15 protein-coding genes and 1 pseudogene are annotated in these 20,617 nt (G+C 32.2%); 1 reads left to right on the top strand and 15 read right to left on the bottom strand.

Annotated elements, in window-relative coordinates:
* Nucleotides 1-122 precede the first annotated feature (122 nt).
* The gene (locus tag ABH959_RS23240; RefSeq protein WP_404493224.1) at nt 123-2,258 is read right to left on the bottom strand and encodes a peptidoglycan D,D-transpeptidase FtsI family protein; all 2,136 of its coding nucleotides are present in this window, start codon (nt 2,256-2,258) and stop codon (nt 123-125) included.
* Between the two features lie 434 nt (nt 2,259-2,692).
* Here ABH959_RS23240 and ABH959_RS23235 point away from each other — a divergent pair, with 434 nt between their 5' ends.
* On the top strand, nt 2,693-4,453 hold the full coding sequence (locus tag ABH959_RS23235; RefSeq protein ID WP_404493223.1) for a peptidoglycan D,D-transpeptidase FtsI family protein: 1,761 nt from the start codon (nt 2,693-2,695) through the stop codon (nt 4,451-4,453).
* Nucleotides 4,454-4,464: 11 nt separating this feature from the next.
* Here ABH959_RS23235 and ABH959_RS23230 read toward each other — a convergent pair whose 3' ends face one another.
* The 14 genes and pseudogenes from ABH959_RS23230 to ABH959_RS23165 all read right to left on the bottom strand — a co-directional run bounded on the left by ABH959_RS23230 (nt 4,465) and on the right by ABH959_RS23165 (nt 20,122).
* Entirely contained in the window at nt 4,465-5,292 is an 828-nt protein-coding gene (locus ABH959_RS23230; protein ID WP_113936486.1) for an SH3 domain-containing protein, read from the bottom strand.
* Complete coding sequence (locus tag ABH959_RS23225; RefSeq protein WP_002127457.1) at nt 5,282-5,815, bottom strand: RNA polymerase sigma factor; 534 nt, start codon at nt 5,813-5,815, stop codon at nt 5,282-5,284. The genes ABH959_RS23230 and ABH959_RS23225 overlap by 11 nt, the downstream gene beginning before the upstream one ends.
* A gap of 203 nt (nt 5,816-6,018) precedes the next feature.
* Nucleotides 6,019-6,699 carry a lipoprotein BA_5634 family protein gene (locus tag ABH959_RS23220; protein WP_016101987.1) on the bottom strand — a complete coding sequence of 227 codons (681 nt, stop codon included), beginning with the start codon at nt 6,697-6,699 and terminating at the stop codon, nt 6,019-6,021.
* 35 nt (nt 6,700-6,734) lie between these two features.
* A complete protein-coding gene (locus tag ABH959_RS23215; protein ID WP_404455302.1) occupies nt 6,735-8,672 on the bottom strand; it encodes an FtsX-like permease family protein in 1,938 nt (645 codons plus the stop codon).
* The gene (locus ABH959_RS23210) at nt 8,647-9,417 is read right to left on the bottom strand and encodes an ABC transporter ATP-binding protein (RefSeq protein WP_002017024.1); all 771 of its coding nucleotides are present in this window, start codon (nt 9,415-9,417) and stop codon (nt 8,647-8,649) included. The genes ABH959_RS23215 and ABH959_RS23210 overlap by 26 nt, the downstream gene beginning before the upstream one ends.
* A gap of 128 nt (nt 9,418-9,545) precedes the next feature.
* Nucleotides 9,546-10,532, bottom strand: a complete 987-nt coding sequence (locus ABH959_RS23205) for a sensor histidine kinase (RefSeq protein WP_404448875.1) — start codon at nt 10,530-10,532, stop codon at nt 9,546-9,548.
* A gap of 2 nt (nt 10,533-10,534) precedes the next feature.
* Nucleotides 10,535-11,239: a response regulator transcription factor gene (locus ABH959_RS23200; protein WP_002085493.1), complete on the bottom strand. Its 705-nt coding sequence runs from the start codon at nt 11,237-11,239 to the stop codon at nt 10,535-10,537.
* Nucleotides 11,240-11,635: 396 nt separating this feature from the next.
* Entirely contained in the window at nt 11,636-13,609 is a 1,974-nt protein-coding gene (locus tag ABH959_RS23195; RefSeq protein WP_483862348.1) for a penicillin-binding transpeptidase domain-containing protein, read from the bottom strand.
* Nucleotides 13,610-14,060: 451 nt separating this feature from the next.
* Nucleotides 14,061-14,654 (bottom strand): SGNH/GDSL hydrolase family protein, encoded by a 594-nt coding sequence (locus tag ABH959_RS23190; RefSeq protein ID WP_113936488.1) that lies wholly within the window; start codon nt 14,652-14,654, stop codon nt 14,061-14,063.
* A gap of 169 nt (nt 14,655-14,823) precedes the next feature.
* Nucleotides 14,824-15,855: a VanZ family protein gene (locus ABH959_RS23185; protein WP_113936489.1), complete on the bottom strand. Its 1,032-nt coding sequence runs from the start codon at nt 15,853-15,855 to the stop codon at nt 14,824-14,826.
* 162 nt (nt 15,856-16,017) lie between these two features.
* Nucleotides 16,018-16,149: pseudogene (locus ABH959_RS23180) on the bottom strand (Fic family protein); the annotation flags it as partial.
* A gap of 89 nt (nt 16,150-16,238) precedes the next feature.
* The gene (locus ABH959_RS23175) at nt 16,239-17,396 is read right to left on the bottom strand and encodes an acyltransferase family protein (protein WP_113936490.1); all 1,158 of its coding nucleotides are present in this window, start codon (nt 17,394-17,396) and stop codon (nt 16,239-16,241) included.
* A 142-nt stretch (nt 17,397-17,538) separates the two neighbouring features.
* Nucleotides 17,539-18,054, bottom strand: coding sequence for a transglycosylase SLT domain-containing protein (locus ABH959_RS23170; RefSeq protein WP_002141806.1), 516 nt, complete (start codon nt 18,052-18,054; stop codon nt 17,539-17,541).
* A 754-nt stretch (nt 18,055-18,808) separates the two neighbouring features.
* On the bottom strand, nt 18,809-20,122 hold the full coding sequence (locus ABH959_RS23165) for a D-alanyl-D-alanine carboxypeptidase family protein (protein ID WP_002185854.1): 1,314 nt from the start codon (nt 20,120-20,122) through the stop codon (nt 18,809-18,811).
* Nucleotides 20,123-20,617 lie beyond the last annotated feature (495 nt).

Here is a 20,617-nt window from a genome sequence, read left to right as displayed (position 1 = left end):
AAGGTATTAACAAAAGTAAGAGATAGCAACTATCTCTTATTTCAAATCTTACTTTTTCTTTAACTTATAAAGGCTTTTATATAAACAGGGTCTCTTCCCCTGAGAAAAGTGCACAAATTTTACTAATTTTGATTCGAACTATCTGTACTAGCAGCTTCACCATGTATACGTTGCTTTTTTAAATCAAAGTATACATCTAAAATTTCCTTTCCAATTATAGAATTAATTCCATTTTTATCATCATGAAGCCATGGGACTACTACAGAAAATGCTACTTCTGGATTATCATATGGAGCATATCCAACTAATGTTAAGTTGTAACATTCCATACGTTCTCCTTTTGCATTTCTACCAATTGGATCATCTCCACCATATACAGTTTGAGCTGTCCCTGTCTTTCCTGCTGGTTTATATGGCGCATTTTTGAAATACTTCACGCCAGTTCCATCACCTTCTTGGAATACCCATCTAAAGCCTTCTTTTATCCGATCAATATGTTCTTTCTTCATATCAACTCGATTTAATACGACAGGCTCTATAGAGCGTATAACTTTACCGACCTCTTCTTCTTTTATTGATTGCTCTCGTATTTCTTGTACAATTTGGGGTTGCATTCTATATCCACCATTTGCAATAGTTGAAATATATTGTGCCAATTGCAATGGCGTATACGTATCATACTGACCGATAGAAAAATCTAGTAAAAACCCAGGTTGACTATCTACTTTTCTCGTTTGCCCAATTATTTCATTCGGTAAATCAATACCTGTTGGTACCCCTAAACCAAATTGTTTAAAATAATAACGCATTTTATCAAATGCTTCTTGTTTAATATCCAATGAACCATTCGGTACGTAATTAACTCCCGCAATTTTTAAAGCTGTCTGGAACATGTATACATTCGAAGATACTTGTAAAGCTCGTAAATCATTAATATTACCAAATCCGGATACATTCCATGATTTCTTGGCTTGTGTACCTTTAAATTTCATCGGTGCATCATAAAATTGATCTCCTGGCTGTATTGCCCCTGTCTCATATCCAGTTAATAACGTTGCGCCTTTTACAGCTGATCCTAGCTCATACGAAGTTGTCATGTTACCTAATGCCAAATCCTCAATCTCTATTTTCCCTTCTTTTTCTACAATCTTTTTGCCTGCCATAGATAAAATCTGTCCGTTATTCGGATTTGTCATGACGACAAACGCTCGGTCCAACAATGGCTCTGAACTCTTAAAAGCTCTCAAATTTTTCTCTATACTTTCTTCCACTTTCTTTTGTAATTCCATATCAATCGTTAATGTTAAGCTACTACCACTTTTTCCTTTAGAGATTATTTCTGTGTTTATAATGTTTCCTGATTTATCAGTAATGTTTTTCACTTCTTCTTTTGTGCCGTGTAATACATCTTCATATCGTTGTTCAATATAACTTTTTCCTACACGATCATTACGGTTATATCCACGTATCAAATAAGAATCTAAGTTTTCTTTCGGTAATCCTTCTTCACTACTTGTAATATTACCTAACACGGAACGAAATAAATTACCATTTACATAATTACGTTCCCAATCAACTGTTGTATCTACTCCTGGAAACTCCGCAAGGTTTTCACTTATCCGCGCATATTCTTGATCTGTCACATCTTTTTTAATAATTTGTGGTGTCAGTTGATAACCTGAACTCATTTTACTTTTAATAGCTAACACCTTTAAATCTTGTGCTGTTAATTCTGCCAATTCTACTTCTGTGACGCGACTTCGTCTTAAGTCTTGAATTTTTTTGTCTAGTTCTTTTCCCTCTATTCCCTTTTCTTTAAACTTTCCTATGTCTTTTTTAGTAATCTTTGATTCCGCACGTTTCGTATTCAATTGCATCCAGAAATCTTTTTTATCGATATCGGTTAATTTATTTATATCTTGCTCAGGCATTTCAAGTACTTTCGCCAAGTCTTTTGCTGTTTTTAAAATATCTTCACTCGTAATCCCCTTCACCCTTGTATACGTAATTGTGCGAAGAGATTTATTATTAACGACCGTTTTCCCTTCTCGATCTAGAATCTGTCCACGTGGAACTGGTATACTAGTTGTTTCATTTTGACTGTTTTCCACTTGGTTCTTATAAGCCTCTCCCTCAACGATTTGTACTTTTCCTAGCTGCATAATAATAGCTGAGAATAGTACAAATATGCAAAGGAACATTATATTCAATCGAATAGATATATATGTCTTCTGTTTCTTTACTTTTTGTTCTTTCATAAATCCTCCATATAATTCTTCAGGAAATCCTCACTAATACTTAGTAAATAAATATACTAAAAGCGTTCCCTATATATTAGAAACCACTATTCAGTTATAATAGTGTCTTATCTTTTTTGTTAAATCCTTGTAAGCATCCATTCCTTTTGGTTTAGCCGTGTAATTGATAAATCTCCCTTCCTGTTTTTTTCTCTATTTTTTTGTCACCTGCATTAGAAATGCTAAACTGTATAATGACTCATATTAAACTTACACATAGACTTACACATAGACTTACACATAGACTTACTATTAACATGTACTTTTTTTCATACTGATTGTTCCTTTCTTCATGCTGTAATACTTAATAGACAACCTAAGTAATAAAGTTGTTCCACATTTACAAAAAAAAAAATTAACTATAAGATGGAATAGGCTACATAAGGGAGGGTTATATGTTACATACGAAAAGATGGAGATTTTTTGCGGTTCTTTCTATTGTAAGTGTGATTTTACTAATTTTATTAAAAATCAACTTCATTTCAATTACTATCGCAACTTCTTCAGCTGAAAGAGGAAAAATTCTTGATCAAAATGGTGTAATACTAGCTACAAATAAGAAAGTTAAGTCTCTATATTGCACTTCTAATGATGAAAAACTATCGAATAAAGATACATCAAACACATTAGCTTTTTTCAATCAATTTTCAAACGAGTTTCAACATGACATTTCTACAGAGGACATAAAATCTCAATTACAACAATCCTGTAATAAGCAGACTATGAATGAAATATCCTTATACTCTGATATAAATAAAAATGAAATTTCATTCATAAACAAGAATAAACCTAAAAATGTAGTGATCAAAGACGAATTCATTCGATATTATCCAAAGAACGAAATTGCTTCACAAGTAATTGGGTATGTAGAAAATGACCTTAATTCTAAAAATGTACCTGTTGGTAAAAGTGGGATTGAGTTTCAATATGAAAATGATTTAAAAGGAAAACCCGGAAAAACTCTGATTTTTAAAATGAATAATAAAAAGTTCTTATGGAACATTCAAAAAGTACAAAAAGGAAAAGATGTCCGGCTAGCTTTAGACTCTAAATTGCAGCAAAAAACAGAGGAAGCACTAAGATCTCAAATTAAGAAAGTACCTGATGCTAATGCTGGTTATGCAGTAGTAACCGATGTAAAAACTGGCGCAATATTAACTATGGCCAATTCGGCAGTTTTTGATCCAAATATATTAAATACACATGTATCATCTAAAAAAGAAAACATTAAATCCCTTTCGCAAAATAAAGCAATTCAAAAATTAAAGTATGGTGAATCTTATGTAAATATGGCCTCTACTATAAAGCCACTTACTATTTTAATCGGATTAAACGAAAAGCTTTTTCAACCTGAGGATACATATTTGGATAATGGTAGTTTTCAGTATGATAATCAAAATAACATCATTAATGCTCCTGGAACACCAACAGGTGAAATTACACCGAGTCAAGCTATCATTAATTCATCAAATACATTTATGACGGCAAAAGTAGCTCTCCCCTTATTCAACCGAAATAATGGGAATATAGAAAAAGTAGCAAATATATGGACAGATTATTTAAAGCAATTTGGCCTCCGCTCTAAAACTGGTATTGATTTACCCTTTGAAGAAGACGGAGAATATGAATTTCATCCATCTAATAAGTTTGAAAATGGAATCTCTGCTTTATTAAATGCATCTTGGGGAGGAAATGAAGTACACACCCCTCTACAACTTGCTCAATATGCAGCAACTTTGGCAAGTAAAGGTGATAAATATAAACCTCAAATCGTAAGTGCTATTATTGGTCAAGACGATAAGGAAACAAAAAAGTTTAAACCACTCTTAGAAAGTTCAAATCGTTATCCTATGAAATTTTGGAGTGTCGTGCAAGGTGGGATGAGTCAAAATATAGAGGAGATTAAAAACTTGCCCTTTCATGTCGCGGGTAAAACAGGGATAACTGGCTCTCCGAACGAGCAAGAAAGAATGATAAATCATTCTCTTTTCATTGCATATGCTCCTACCGAAGATCCAAAAATTGCTATTTCTGTCGTTATTCCTGGTAGTAATTCGGAAAAAAATATTGCTGCTCTCGTTACATCAGAAATTTTAGAGTGCTGGAATTCACTTCAAAAAGAGGATAAAGATAAAGAGGAAGGTTCATTAAAGTGAACCTTCCTCTTTTACCATATAGAATCTATATTCGTTATTTCCCATATACCTTCATCATTCTTTTCAAATATGAAAGAATATTTAATATCAGTTAAAACATACTCTTTTTGTACATATCCAGTATGACCGTTAATTGTCGATACTTTTATAAATCCATCATTCCGTACTTTTTCTGGAATCAAAGCTTTTACCATTTCATTAGATACTTCATATAAAACTTGTGATTCTCGTTTTGGTTCAGCTAAAATTTTCGTTTTATTTCCAGTAACAGTTGCATATATAAAATGCGATTGCTTTGGTTGGTTACTTTCTGTCAATCCACTTGGTACTTTGTATGCTTTCTTTGTATCATTTGCAAATTCTCCCCCCATTGTAAGAGCGACTTGCAACTCATGAAAAATATCCTCATCAAACTTCAATTCATCCTTCTGATAACTTTTCCCTTTAAATAGAACTTCATCATTTAACGCTCTATACAGGTCATTTTCATTTTTTGAATTTGTACTTCGATATAACTCATTCATAAATTGTTTTAATGATGGATCTTGAGCAGACTCATCTTTTGTTTTGGGCTTAATTTGAGTACTACTTTGTACCGGTGATTTATTATCATCAAGCCAAGGTTGTTGAACAATAAAAAATAACATTGTACAAACCAAAACAACTACAATAGGCAATGCTTTTTTACGAAATGGTCTCTTGTATGGTACAGAGTCTACTTCACTATTTTGGTATATCGATTGCTTTATTTTATAAATAAATGCTTCTTCATCTTTACGACGCTCCATTGGTCCATTTTTTAATTTGCTATACCAGTCAGGATTTTTTTTACTGTTCATCACTTCTACCCTCCCCTATTAATTTTGAAACTTTACTTCTTGCTCTGCTTAACCTAGATTTGACTGTTCCAATGGATACACCTAATGTTTCAGCCATTTCTTCATAAGATAATTCATATTTCGCGTCCAATATTAGTATTTCGCGGTGTTTTTTAGGTAGTTTTAATACAACATCCCACACATCATTCATTTCCTCTTGATTAAAAAATTCTTGTTCTGCCGATGGAGATTGCTTATCGTCACTAAAAAATCCCACTAAAGATATCCTTTTAAAATAAGAGGATTTCAAATAGTTTATTGCCGTATTTCTTGTAATTTTTAATATCCACGTTTTAATAGATGACTCCTTTCGAAACGAATTCCAATGTTTAAAAACCTTAATAAATACATCTTGTGTGATGTCATCTGATAAGTGTGGATCTTTCGTAATAATAAATGAATAATTCCATACATCTTGCCAATAGTCTTTTATAACATAGTCAAGCTCATCATGATTACATTTTTCAATAAACTTCTGTTCCATTTCCACACCTCAAACTTATTTGAATAAACATAAAGCTGCCCTCACTTTTAATATGGTTTCAATATATAGACATGATACAAGTTTCATTTGTTCCATTGTTTATCTTTTTTTTCGACAGATGATATTTCTAAAAAAATGTAATAAAAAAGACCAGGATAAATTCTTAAAATCATCCTGGTTTTTCTGTATTAAATATATTTTCATTATTTTTTTATAATAGAAACCGCATCTAATACATCCACTTGACTCCCCATAGTTTTAGTGAGTTTTTTCCATTCAGTTTCTGCTTGTACAGCCGTAACATCATCTGTGTTATATGGTCTATCTTCACCATACGATTTATTGAAATGAAGGATTTCCATTGATGTTTCATTTACAGGGATTTGATTGAAAGTTGCATTATCAACAATTACAATCAATTCCTCGTAATTTGGATTACGATAGTGACCAAACCAAGTATCACTAGCATACTGGACATCTATTTTCTTTTCATTAATTGTTAATTCCTTGATTTTTTTATTTTTCTTACTAGCTAGTAAGACAGCTTTACCTTTTGGAACTGAAGGTACTGACTTAATTGGGTCTGAACTCCATACTTCATCATCATTATCTGACTCTCTTAATACACCTAACCCAACCATTTTTTTCGCTGTTTTTTGATCCATCATTAATACTTGTTTACCATCAATTTCTGCTTGCTTCACTTTATACAAAGTGTTGGTCTTAATTTCACTTTTATGTTGATTTACTATTCCTTTTAATGATTGTTCTCCTCCAATTAATAAAGCGGCATTCCTTGGTTCTTCTTTCTTCCCAAAAGAACAAGCTCCTAACATAGAAATAGATACAATCCCTGCCACGCACACTTTCATTACTTTTTTCATTGCTTTTTCTCCTCTTTGCTTGTTTTATCAATACGCTACATAATTTTTTTATATAACCGTTGTAAATAACGCCAACGGACAGTGAAAAAGTACACACTTTGAATGGATATAAAGGCTAGTATAATTAAAATCGAAATCTTTAAAACAGAGTAGTCAATTAGCTGTTGCAAGGCTATAAAAGCGACCCCGCTATGAATAATCGCTATAATGATAGGCAAGAAGAACATTAGTATAAGCTGTCGTGTTACGATTTTCTTTAGTTCTTTTCTACTTAGACCGACCTTCGCAATCATTTCGTATTGTTGTTGTTCTCTTTCTAAATCTGCATATAGCCTGAAATATAATAGGCTGGCTGCAAACGTAAAGAATACGATCCCTACTAATACACTGACAATAAGTAAAATACCGTTCTCTTGTTTCGAAGAAATCCATTCAGAATACAACGCTTTAAAATAATGATGTGCTTGCCCCGAATTATGATTACCCATTGTTTCTTCTAATTTTTTTGTAACCACTCTTGATTTCTCCCAATTTTCCACGACAAAACCATATTGACTTTTCATTACGTAAGAATCATCTTCCGTCTTTCTGTTAGGGATTTTATCGTACAGAGAATCCGAAACAACAATAATGGCTCCAATTGAATTTGGGAGAACTATATGTGGGACCGCCTTCTTGACCCGGAGGGACATTTCTAAGTTTTCCTGTACTACATCTATTTTCTCGGGTATATCTTTTCCTCTTGCATACTTTTCTTTTTGCGAAATGATTGAGGGTACTATAATCGCTTCTTGATCATTATCTATCTTTTCCATTTCATACCCGAAGATTTTTGCAAACTTGTTATACTCTGATACTTTGATTAGCACTAAATTATTTTCCGTGAATTTAGGATTCGTAACCGCTACCTGATAAGAGAAATTTGAGCGAGTAAGTTGTTTTTTTATTTCTGTAATGTGCTCTTCTTCTTGTGCATTTTCTCCTAACGAAGTATATGTAAATGCAAATGGGTTGGTCATTTCGGTTAATCCCTTATTTCCCATTGCTAGGCATGTACCAATCCCTGTGAAGGCCACAGCGGAAACAATCGCTAGCATAAAGAACATAGTTGCATTATCCTTCATACGATAGGCCAATTCAGATATAGTAAGAAGGTTTGTTTTATTAAAAAACAAAGTGTCTTTTTTCTTTAAGACACGTATTACATACACGCTCAACTGTGAAAATAGAAAATATGTCCCTATCACTACAAAGACTACCCCTCCAAGTAAGTAAGGCATAATGAAGTTTCTTTCTAGTACGAAATAGAACACACATCCATACCCTAATCCAATTAATAATACGGAAAGGAATGCTAATGCTTTTGATGCCTTTGGCTCTGGTTTTGGCTTTTCCTCTGATTTCATCAAATCAATTAACTTGTTTGCTTTTACCATTTTAGAAGTAAACAACGAAATGACTAGAAACAGAATCAAAAATGCGCCAGTTGTCGTAAAGACAGCTTTTATAGGAACGTAAAAAGGAAGACCCTTATCAATCGCTAATATATTTTCACTTGCCAATAAATTGAGCTTTGAAAATATCAAACCAATTAAGATACCAAATGTAATTGAAGCGACTCCAATTAACATATTTTCTAAAAAAATTAATTTATTTAACTGCGCCGGTGTCATACCATGCATGATTAAAATTCCAAATTCTTTTTTTCTTGTTTTTAAAAAAGAACTCACCGAATATAAAAGAAAGAAGAATGAAAATACAAAAATGAGATATTGAGAGATTTGCATCCCCATTGTTCCTAAAAGGCTCATTGTTTTACTTGTGGAGGCTAGTTCTCCTTGTAAATCAGGATGAAAAAGTAAGAGTGAATATGTGAAAAAAACCATAACTGAAAATGAGCTACTTAGAAAGTGTGCAGCATAAGTCCGCTTACTTCGAATGATATTATTAAAAGCGAATCTTTGAAAAGTCATGCTTACGACCTCCTAGTAATGCAAGTACATCTATAATTTTTTGATAAAACATTTGTTGGTTTTCTCCGTTATAAATTTCGTTATATAATTTTCCATCTTTAATAAATACAACGCGATCACAAAAACTTGCAGCCACTGGATCGTGCGTAACAAGCATCATTGTTGCATCTTGTTCTTTATTTAATCGTTTTAATAACTCCATTACATCATTAGCCGCTTTTGAATCTAAGTTTCCTGTCGGCTCATCTGCAAGTAATAATTTAGGTTTATGAATTAGAGCACGTGCAATTGCTGTTCTTTGTGCTTGTCCGCCCGATATTTCATATGTTCGTTTATTTAATATATCTTGAATGCCTAATTTTTCTGCAATACCTTCTACACGCTGATTCATATCCTCAACTTTAGTACCATCTAACGTCAGAGGAAGAACAATATTTTCTTTTACAGTTAATGTTGTAAGAAGATTGAATGCTTGAAACACAAAACCTAATTCACGTCTTCGAAATAATGCCAGTTCATTTTGAGATAATTGATATGGATTTTCTCCATTAATCAATATTTCTCCTGATGTGGGAGAATCAATAGTAGAAACCATGTTCAACAAAGTAGTTTTTCCACTTCCTGATGGTCCCATTATTCCTACAAACTCCCCTTTTTTCACACTCAAATTAATGTCGGCGAGCGCTTCATAAGATACCTTTCCTGTATAGATTTTACTCAGTTCACAGACCTTTAATATTTCCATATCGTTTTGCTCCTTTTTATCTTTTAATAACCTAAGTTTATCTAAGCGTCCCTTCTTCTCATATCGATTAACCTTTCATATATCTAACAGGTCTGTAATATTTCTGAAAAATCAAACTAAACACCGTTCTAACGATTTGCATAAGGGAAAATAATACAGATTGTTGTTCCTTTTCCTACTTCCGACTTTATTTCAATATCATGTTCCAATCTTTTTATAATATTTTTCACAAGATATAATCCCATCCCAGTAGATTCCTTAAATTTCCGACCGTTTATTCCCGTATAAAATGGGCGGAATACTCTCGGGAGGTCTTCTTTTGGAATTCCCACACCATGATCGTGTATTTCAAGGATTACTGAGCGCTCTTCTTCTAATGTAGTAATAGTAACGTTTTTTCTACTTCCTGCTGAATACTTAATGGCATTGGATATCACTTGATGAATAACAAACCGAAGCCACTTTCTATCGGTTTCTACCATAATAGTTTGTTTTACTTTTACTTCTGGATAAACATAGCTACGGATAAACAGACGTTTATTTTCACGGATTACTTCTTGAACGATTTCCTGTAACGAAACTCTTTCCACATAAAAATCTTGCTCAAACGTTTGTAATCGCGCCATATATAAGACCATTTCTAATCCGTACTGCATTTGATCTACTTCTTCCACAATACTTTCAAAAACCTCCCCATTCTCTTCTTGTGTGATCAGTTCAATAACTGATAGGGGCGTTTTCATCTGATGCACCCATTGATTAATAAATGTAAGGTGCTCTTTTTGTTTATATTCCCAAGTCTTTAACTGTTGATGATATTGACTGTATTGTGTCTTTAACACACGCTGAAGTGCTACTGATAATGGAGTGGAATCGAGTTCTTCTAAGGAGTCCTCTAATGTTTCAGAAGGGTTGGATAATTTGTTATAAAATCTACGATGGCTAAAGTAGCGATAAAGTAAAAACGCAATTAAAAAGCATCCTCCTAAAAACACACTATATAACGCAGTAGATAAGTGGTTATATCCATCCAGCCAATAAACAGTTAGAACGACAAATAGCTGAATGATTGAGAACCAAATGAAAGGGATATGTTCACGTAAAAATAAATTCATTATTATACCTCATCATTCTTCCAAGTTATTTTCAAACGATATCCAGCACCACGAACTGTTTCTAATGCATTTTTTATTCCGATTTCCTCTAATTTTTTTCGGACACGTGTAACATTTACACTTAACGTATTATCATCTACATACGTATAGTCATCCCAAAGTTTTTCTAAAATTTTCTCTCGACTAACAATACTAGGAGATTGTCGTAAGAGAGTTTCTAGTAAAACAGTTTCTTTTTTTGACAGTATACACATGCTATCATTTAGCTTTAATTCCATTTTTTCTGGATAAAGTATTAAACCGGATTGCTGAACAACTCTTTCTTCCGCTTTCGGTGCGTATTCTCCGTAAATTCTTCGAAGATGACTTCGGATTTTTGCCATTACAACTTCATAATGAAACGGTTTAGTGATATAATCGTCTGCACCATGTTCAAGTGCCATAACTTGCTCCATCTCTCCACTACGTGCTGATATAAATATAATGGGACAAGTAGAGACCGTTCTAATTTGTCGGCACCAGTAGAAACCATCAAAACTCGGTAAATTTACATCTAATAAAACTAAATCAGGTTGAATTTTTTCAAAGTTAGCCAAAATATTTTCAAAATCCTCTGTAATATTTCCTTCATACCCGTACTTATTAATATGGGATTGAAGTAGTTTAGAAATTTTTTGGTCATCTTCTACAATCATGATTTTATACATATATTTAGCTCCTTTTATTTATGTATCTATTTATTATCTAGAAATATCTAATTAATACTTTTATCTTTTAGTATAAAGAAATTCCCCTCTTACTTATATTGAATAACCTTACTTCAAACTAACAGCTTTGTAATATTTCTGAAAATAAAGTTAAGTATAATAGCTCTTATTTTTTAAATTTCAATTATCTAATTTAACATTTAAAAATTTGTTGTTTTATAATTTTTAAATAAAAAATAATCGTATTTAATTGTGTAAAAAAACACGTAATTAAATACGATTATTAAAATCATAAAATCTGCGTTTAGACATAAATTAACCGATTCCTAATATAATCTTGAATCGGTAAGGTTTGTATATTTACTAAAGAAGTAAATTTCACCTTCTAATTAAGTATTATTTCTGAAAAACATGTTTTATTTTTTCACCTGGAACGTTGCTCCCGCCTCTTCCTTTTACATCTTCAATCATCATGGTAACAATCATGTTTGGCGCGCTTGCATCGAAAGCTGCAAACCATCCAAGTTCTTTACCCTCTGCTTCTTTCGATTCTTTCAGTTCTGCTGTACCTGTCTTACCAGCGAGAGTTACACCATCAACTTTAGCAATTCTCCCAGCACCATCAGGATCATTAATAACCTTTATTAACGCATTTTTTAATATCTCTTGATTCTTGGTAGAAATCACATTTTCTTTCCAATTTCCCGCTTCTTTTGTTTTTTTTATAAGATGCGGTGACGGAATGTTACCCTCATTGACAATCGGTGCATAAGTCAATGCTAAATGAAGAGGTGTCATTAATACTTGTCCTTGTCCGTACCCCGTGTCTGCTAGTTGAATATCATTTTTTATCCCATCTTTTGCAATGATTGAAATAGGGAATTCGTATTCAATTGGTAATTTTTCATGAAATCCGTATTTCTTAAATTCATTTACATACTGATCTTTTCCTATTTTCAAAGCTTGTTGAGCAAAATAAATATTATCAGAGTACTTCATTGCCTTATCAAAATCAACTGGACTAGCATCCTTCACACGTGTTACATAATAATTTCCCCAAGATGAATCTTTTGTCCACTTTAATCCTTGAATTTTAAATTCTTCCTTAGGATTTATTGTGTTTGTTTCCAAACCAATTGCACCTGTAATCGTTTTAAATACGGAACCTGGTACAAATGCTTGTGTGAAGCGATTCATCATTGGCAGTTTCGAGTCGTTATTCCATGCTTCCCGTTGAGCTTTTGATGCTCCTCTAACTATTGTATTTGGATTATAAGCAGGGCTACTTACAAGTGCGATTGTTTCACCCGTTTTAGGATTGACCGCTGCACTAGATCCTGCTTCATTTTTCATCTCATTAAAGATTTTTTCTTGAATTGCAGCATCAATAGTTAACGTAACATTTTCTCCTTTTTTTGCTTCTTGTTTTGCTACGTTTTTAATCTCTTTCCCGTTCTCATCTTCCATAAATACGCGTCCACCCTTTTCACCACGCAATTTATTCTCTAATACTTTCTCTAAACCTGTCTTACCCACTAAATCATCTGCTTGATAACCTTTTTTTTGAAGCGATTTTAACTCCTCTGCATTTACCTTTCCTATATATCCCGTTAAGTGTGCCGCTGCTTCTCCTAATGGATACGTACGAATATTTACTGGGCGAGATGAAACTCCTTCTAATTCAATATAATCATTCTGTCTGGTTCCCTCTTTTAAAATACCAATTGGTACAAAGGAATCTGGTTTTATCCATTTCGCTGCGAGCTTCTGATCGACCTCTTCTGTAGACATATCAAGTAATTGTGCTACTATTTCTTTTGTTTGCGCTGCCGTTTCACCTAGTTTCTCTGGAATAATTCCAACTTCAGTCGCTTTACCATTCGTTGCAAGCCCTTTTCCATTTCGATCATATATTTCTCCGCGTTTTCCTTGCTCTGTTTGCATACGTACTTTGTAATCTTTTTTCATACCTGGGAAAATGAAGTCTGGTGTCCAATCTATTTTCCAAGATTCCTTATCTTTATCTTTCACGAGTTTTGCTTCATGGATGAATGAAACTGTTCCTCCATCCGTATCCATATTAACTTCAAAAAGAAAAAGTTCTTTATCTTTAGTATTCTCTCCTTTCGTTTTAATTTTTAAATTCTTAACTCCAATACCCTCATAAATTTTTTGATATTTCTCTGTGAACTCCTTTTTAGAAATCGTTTTTTTTGCATGTTCTGATAAATAATCATACATATTTGTAAATTTTTTATCATTCCATAAATTGATATATTCTTCAAATGCTTGTTTTGGCGGCTCATCTTTATTGCATCCTACCAACATAACTCCAAAACAAAAGAAAAGCAGCATCCATATTTTTTTCAATTCAATCTTCTCCCTTAATTAAAAATGATTATTCCTTTCTAAATATGTTAAATAAAAAATGTTTTAACGCTTAATAGACAGTGTAAGTAATGAAATAGTTCCACATTTACAAAAAAATTAAATTTATGGTTAAGCTGCATTCAAAAAGGGAAGATTTTAAGATTCTTACAAACGACGAATATATTTAGCGAACGTTATCATTATTAGTGTTGTTTTAACAATTCATTTAAAATACCTTTTAGTTCATTTTCGCCAATTTCATCTTTTTTCTTTATAGATTATTGATACAAAAAAAGAATCCTTATAATAAGGATTCTGCAACAGAAAATAACAAAGATATAAACAATAAAAAGAATTACTTAAAGTATAATTTATAGGCACTCTATATCCTTCTTTTTCGCACCAAAAACCCCTGTACAGCATGCGACAGGAGTTTAGGTCATTCTACAGCTTATTTAAAAGAGTCGTGTACAGGCAAACTACTAAAAATCAATTCAGCAACTTTTACATATCCTTTTGAGTTTGGATGAATTAAATCCGTAGACCAAAGCGTATTGTCATTAACTAAATGATGATTCCAAAAGTCAACATGATGAAGCTTATACTCTCTACTCAGTGAAAGTATAACTTCATTTGCCTCTAATAATTGTTCTTTTAATACTTGTTTTTTTTCAGAAGGAAATGGAAGCCTAACAGTAAAATCTGGAAGGTTTGCTATAATAATATCAGCATCTGTTTTACTTAATGTATCTATCATAAATTCCATATCGTTCTTATATGCATGATGATTCCAACGTCCTTTTAAAACATCGTTTGCACCTGCAATTAGACTAACCAAATCTGGATTAAAAGTTAATGCCTGTTCCAATTGCTGTGAGCGAATTTCTTTAGTTACTAACCCACGTTTTGCAAAATTAGCATATTTTAAATCATCTATACACAGTTGAACAAAATGATCTACCCAGCTTTTTAATGCTATTCCCTCAACTTCATCCCCTATCCCCTCTGTAAAACTATCACCAATCGCTACAAATCGCTTCCACATATATAGTCCCCCTTTTTTGTTATTCATATCTACACTATACAATAGCCCACAGCGTAATTGTTCTTCTTAAATGTTTTTCAATTTCAATTAAATTCCATAGGAGATTTTTCAAATGAGAAAGACAACTCGATTAAACTATTTCACATGAACAAAAACATGAAAATCTATGTTATCTTCTCGCAGAAATAGGTTGAGACCAACTATCTTTCCCATTATCATTTAAGCGTACTTGAAAAACATATATAGGTTGAGAAAAGCCTTTTGTATCAGCGTAGTAATCTATATTATAATCTGTAATGACTAATGTATCACCTGCTTTGAAAGATATTATAGGATCAAAGTCTCCTTGTTTTAGTTTTTGAAATACTTCTTTGGGAGACAGAATTTCGACATCTCGAATATGTGATTTTTTTGTAACTGGCTCATTGTCATTAGGCATTTTTGTAATTTCCTCTTTGTAAACAGGCATTTTATTACCTTCGTCTTTTAACTTTATTGATGTTTTTATAGTGACATCAGTCATGTCTGTTTTTGTAATGGGATCTAAAGGCATATTCCCAAATTCCTTCATTTGATACGAAATCATTATTCCAAGTGCAACAAAACTTACTGTAATCGGAAGAAATAAATATGTGATCATTTGTGTATCTGGTTCTTTTTTCTTCAACAATATAAGAACTATATTTAACATAGAATATCCTAGCATCATTCCTAAAGTATTATGAAGTAAATCGGCTAGTTCCATACTTCCACGTTGCATTATAAATTCAAGGATTTCAATCAATAAACTTGCTATAATTGAGCTGATTAACATCCATTTTGTTTTTTGAAAAACATTACTAAATAAAGGTAATAAAATTCCTAACGGAAAAAGCATACCTATATTCACAATGATATGGAAAAAAGAAGAAAATGAAAAGGTATTCCATGCTTTTTTATAAACACTAAGTACATCAAAGTCAATTGTTCTTGCGAAAGTTATATCATCTGGACGACCAAATGAAGTGGCTGATAATACAAGGGAATAATATCCTATTATCAATATAAACAATATAACTTGTTGTGCGGTAAATTCCCCCCCTCCTTTACATACCTTTTTGTATACTACAAAGTAGCTAAAAACAAAAATGAGTAGTAACAAGAATGTGAGTTGTATTGTAGGAATTGCAAAGGTAACAAGTAGTTCGGAAATAAAATTCATTTTACACCTCTGTTTTTACGAATAAAATATTCAATAGTTTTATATAACATTTTAGATATAGATAGCGATGTGTTGTTACCCCTAATAATTATTAATACAGAATTAAACCTGTATACATTGAGCATTTCTTCCTCTTGAAACTAGCTTTATTTGACCAAGCAGCTACAAGGAAACTAGCGTTTTACTAATTGTACTTTCGGCTATGTCTGGAAAAACGTTACGAAGATTCTCTTTAGTAAGAGGATTTTTGGAGTTAAGTATAAAATTAAAAATTTGTTCAATTTTAGTATATTTATATAGAATCCGTAATTGACCGATTCCTAATATACTTAGGAATCGGTCATATTCGTATATTTACTAAAGAAATAAAATTCCTTCAAGCATTACACTTTTTTTCGGGAATTTGTTGTTCTTTGTTTTGCCCAGTTGATACATTTCTTTTCAATTAAATGATACGAAACTATAGAAAAAAGTATTGTCATTGAAATACACAAAGCAAGAAGGAAAAAGATAGGTATCTTTGTATACAAAAGTTTAAATAGTACCATCATGATTGGAAAATGACACAAATAGATACTGTATGAAATTTCTCCTAAGTATACAAATACACTCTTATTTAAAAATGCTTTCACTTTTAGATTACTCATGGCCATTATTATAAATATACTAACACCGATTACGACACCCCAATCTTTTAATAAGAAAGTAGTATCATTGCGGGAAAAACCATAAATTAAAATGGAATATAAATATAGAATAATCCCTAATGCAATAAGAAATCCTTTATTAAATTTTTTCATATTCCTATATAAGTAGATAAGCTTTTCCTGATGCTTAAAAAGTAACATTCCAACCATAAACATCGATGTGAAATGCAGTGTATCGGCATAACCATTATAAAATCCCTCTGCTTTCCCTATATGCAACATATTAAGGAAAACACTAATTAAAGAAAAGCTCAAAGCAAATAGTATCGTTTTCTTCCAACTCAGTTTATAAAAAAGAAGGAATAACAACGGAAACACAATAGATATACGCATTTCTTGAGCCAATGACCAGATAACTGGATTATAATTTTCCGTAAAAAAGTTATTAAGAAGTACAAAATGGTTTATAATATCTATTTTTGTTATAGACCCTTGCCACCTATCATAGAACCAATCCCGTAGTCCAGCCACTTCATACGGCGAGAACAAAATAAATAAAGCAAAGGTAATGATTATCCAAAAATAATAAGGAATATAGATTCGTACAAATCGCTTAATTAAATATCCCCAATAATTTGTTTTTGAATGATAAAGTGCCATAGATAACACAAAACCACTGAGTACATAAAAAACGATTACAGCTTCCCCGCCAGCCCATAAAAACCTAAGCGGAGAAAATTTAATAGAATTAGGTAACGATGGTAGCATTAAACAAAAATGTCCAAATACCACTGTCAGTGCCGCTAACCCTCGTATGGAATCTAATTCTTTTATTCTCTTACTCATAAAATGTTCTCCTTGTAAATTGTAGATTTTGCTGTTAATAAAGGCCACTATACTATTGTAGTGGGAGAATTATACATATTGTTTCTTTAAATTCCTAATATAAGCAGTACAAAGTCAATCTATGTATCTGTTTTAGGAAACTTTCGTATTTAGGCATAAGTTATATAATAATAGAAAGAAAAAAGAAATTTCATTCTATAAAATCATATTGTCGTTTAGAAAACATTTTAAAACTGTTTTCTAAACCCTCGTTATAGTCTGTCTGCTTATTTGTCCATTGAACACCCTTATTCCCAGGCCACCCTGAGGTATTAGCAACATATTTTAATAGCTCTGGTCCTTTTAAATTTTGCTGTAAACCACGGTTATATGCATTTATCATATTAGATATTGCAATTCGAGTATTGGTTTCTGCATTTTTCAAATCTTCGTTCGTTAAATCTTTAGGTGCTAGTCCACCTCGATGAAGCTGAAACAGTCCAAATGATGTCCCCTGATCTCCAATTGCGTTTCGATCAAACTTACTTTCATGGAATGCAATAGATAAAGGAATCCATGGCGGTATACCATGCTCTATTGATATTTGTTGAATCGTGTCTCTTACTTTAACTCGGTTAGTATGATGGTCATATGCGTATTTTGTAAGATATAGCCCTCCTGTTAAAACTAAAATAAATACTCCACTTTTTATTAATGTCCCTCTCATCGACGTCACCTCAATTGTCAGTATCAAAGATTGTCACTAGTAATCCTATCTTTTGGGGATATTAACTCGTAATCATGTATCATCTTGTTATTGTTTGTTTCATTAATTATCGATTTTCAGGTGAAATTATTAGGGGGTTCCCTCCATATAACATTCGCTTTTATCACTTTCGGTACAATTTACTTTTGTATGGGAGAGCGTTTTCTCTGTATGGTACCGTACTTTTTTCTCGAATACCTTGCTTTTTTATTCGATTGAAATTAAAGAATAACTATATACATAGGGATAAACACTATAAAAAGATACTTAAATTTCTTTAAAAAATTCATTTTTCGGCCTCCATTTCTTTATATAATTAATTTAAAACAAAATATTTAATAAGAAGAAAAGATTTTATTAAATTTTTATAAAATTTAATAACAGGAATAAGTACCAGGTATTTATTTTTATTGTCACTTGATGGAATAATGAATGTGTTTTCATCATGTAACTTTATTAAACTAGCCTTGCACCAGAACCCTTTGAATCGAACAATTCATAATAAACGCCATCCTTTCTGTATATTTCTACAAAAAGAATAGCGTTTTTTGATTATATGGATACAAATTTATCTTAGCTTGATTGCAATACCGAAAGTTCCGAAGAACCAGATTTGAGAATTAATGCAATCTTCCATTCCAAGCCATCCACATAAGAATCTATAATACTTTGAAACCTTTTATTTCAGGCTAATATTTAGTTTTATCCTACAAAGTTAGCCTTTTACTATATCAACCGCACTATTCCACATACCGCTAAAGAAAGATCCTATTTCGCGCATAAAACGTGTAAACCAATTTGCTTGTTCTACTTCAGATTTTGTTACAAGGTCTACTTGTAATGATTTACCTGATAAGAACCCAGGATCTGTAATATCTTTAGGCGATATAATCATTTGACTAATTGTTACACCTTTTTTAATAGGCGCTTCTTGTTCTTTATTCGATACTTTAAATTCTTTTTTATAAACGTCTTTGTTGCCCTTTGGCATTGGAAGTGAAACAGCTTGCTTCGTTTGAACAACTATATCTTTGTCCTTTGCATTTGCTACTCGCACTGTTTCATGACCTTTTACTACTGAATCTTTTCCATAGACCTTCTTCACTTCAAAATTCGCAAATCCATAATCATATAATTTCTTTGTTTCATCAAAACGTGCTGTATGAGAGTTTGCTTTTATAACTACAGAGATTAGACGCATACCGTTTTTTTCTACTGTACCAGTAAAACAATCTCCGGCTTCTGGAGTAGTTCCTGTTTTTAACCCATCTACACCTTCGTATTGCTTAATTAAGCCTTTTAACATCCAGTTAAAGTTCGTCATATCAATCGGATACTTGCCACCCTTTTGGAATGTTTTTTTAGGGATTTTTGCTGTATCTAATATTTTCGGGAAATCTTGAATAAGACGTTGTGCTAAAATCGCACAATCTCTTGCGGACATTTTATTTTTCTCGTCTGGAGTTGTCCCTTCTGGGTGATGTCCTTTTAAATCATGGTTTGTTAAACCTGTAGAGTTTACAAATTTATAATTTTTCATTCCAAACTCTTTTGATTTATCGTTCATCATTTTCACGAAATTGACTTCTTTTCCAGCAATCTCTTCAGCTAAAGCAATTGTTGCACCGTTTGCAGAGTAGATTACCATTGCCTCATATAACTCTTTGACCGTATAAGAGCCACCATTTTCTAATGGAACGTTTGATAATGAGCGATCTTGCGAAATCTTATATGCATATTCAGAAATTTTAACTTTTTGATCCCATTTAAGTTTTCCTTTATCCACCGCTTCATGAACTAAGTATTCACTCATCATTTTTGTCATACTAGCAATTGCTAATGATTCATCTGCATTTTTTTGATATAAAATTTTCCCGGAATTTGCTTCTACTAAAATTGCTGATCCTGCTTCTACGTCTATAGCAGGAACTGTTTCCGCTGATGCTCTTCCAAATGTAACGGCCATGCTACAAAATAGTGTAAGCACTGTTACTATTGTAATAAATCTCTTGCAAAACATACTTTTCACTTCTGTTACCTCCAATATCTTTGTACTCAAAAAAACGTTATTTTAACATAATCCTCCAAAAAATAGACAGCGTTATCAAATTCTATATACATATAAGACATTAGAACCACTTTCATATAGACCATCCCATCCCACCCTTTTAGGCACACTGACACTTAGTGTTCCCACACATATCCCTCTTTTTAATACCTTTGTATTTTTCGAAATGATCTGTACTTTCATATCTTTTAGGATTACACTTAATAGACAATCTAAGTAATACATTTGTTCCACATTTATAAAAAAATAAAACCAGTGTGCCCCGGTTGAATACCAAAACACACTGGTTGCTAAATTTACTATCGTCTCTTACATTATTCATATCAATGAACTTCCCCTTTATTCGATTAATCACTTTATAATAATAAATCAAATTAACTTATCAGTATCATGTCTACTATGAATGGCCTACTTGAATTATTAACTTAAGAAGTTTCTTAAGTTTAAAAAAAAGCT

It is taken from the genome of Bacillus sp. RC51 (assembly GCF_044908115.1).
Classification (GTDB): Bacteria; Bacillota; Bacilli; order Bacillales; family Bacillaceae_G; genus Bacillus_A; species Bacillus_A mycoides.
The sequence above is the reverse complement of the archived record's forward strand: the minus strand, read 5'-3'. Positions and strand labels throughout refer to the sequence as shown.

What these genes read in the sequence shown, in the direction of transcription:
- ABH959_RS23240 (WP_404493224.1), bottom strand. Translation starts at nt 2,258, where the DNA reads ATGAAAGAACAAAAAGTAAAGAAACAGAAGACATATATATCTATTCGA.
- ABH959_RS23235 (WP_404493223.1), top strand. Translation starts at nt 2,693, where the DNA reads ATGTTACATACGAAAAGATGGAGATTTTTTGCGGTTCTTTCTATTGTA.
- ABH959_RS23230 (WP_113936486.1), bottom strand. Translation starts at nt 5,292, where the DNA reads ATGAACAGTAAAAAAAATCCTGACTGGTATAGCAAATTAAAAAATGGA.
- ABH959_RS23225 (WP_002127457.1), bottom strand. Translation starts at nt 5,815, where the DNA reads ATGGAACAGAAGTTTATTGAAAAATGTAATCATGATGAGCTTGACTAT.
- ABH959_RS23220 (WP_016101987.1), bottom strand. Translation starts at nt 6,699, where the DNA reads ATGAAAAAAGTAATGAAAGTGTGCGTGGCAGGGATTGTATCTATTTCT.
- ABH959_RS23215 (WP_404455302.1), bottom strand. Translation starts at nt 8,672, where the DNA reads ATGACTTTTCAAAGATTCGCTTTTAATAATATCATTCGAAGTAAGCGG.
- ABH959_RS23210 (WP_002017024.1), bottom strand. Translation starts at nt 9,417, where the DNA reads ATGGAAATATTAAAGGTCTGTGAACTGAGTAAAATCTATACAGGAAAG.
- ABH959_RS23205 (WP_404448875.1), bottom strand. Translation starts at nt 10,532, where the DNA reads ATGAATTTATTTTTACGTGAACATATCCCTTTCATTTGGTTCTCAATC.
- ABH959_RS23200 (WP_002085493.1), bottom strand. Translation starts at nt 11,239, where the DNA reads ATGTATAAAATCATGATTGTAGAAGATGACCAAAAAATTTCTAAACTA.
- ABH959_RS23190 (WP_113936488.1), bottom strand. Translation starts at nt 14,654, where the DNA reads ATGTGGAAGCGATTTGTAGCGATTGGTGATAGTTTTACAGAGGGGATA.
- ABH959_RS23185 (WP_113936489.1), bottom strand. Translation starts at nt 15,855, where the DNA reads ATGAATTTTATTTCCGAACTACTTGTTACCTTTGCAATTCCTACAATA.
- ABH959_RS23170 (WP_002141806.1), bottom strand. Translation starts at nt 18,054, where the DNA reads ATGAGAGGGACATTAATAAAAAGTGGAGTATTTATTTTAGTTTTAACA.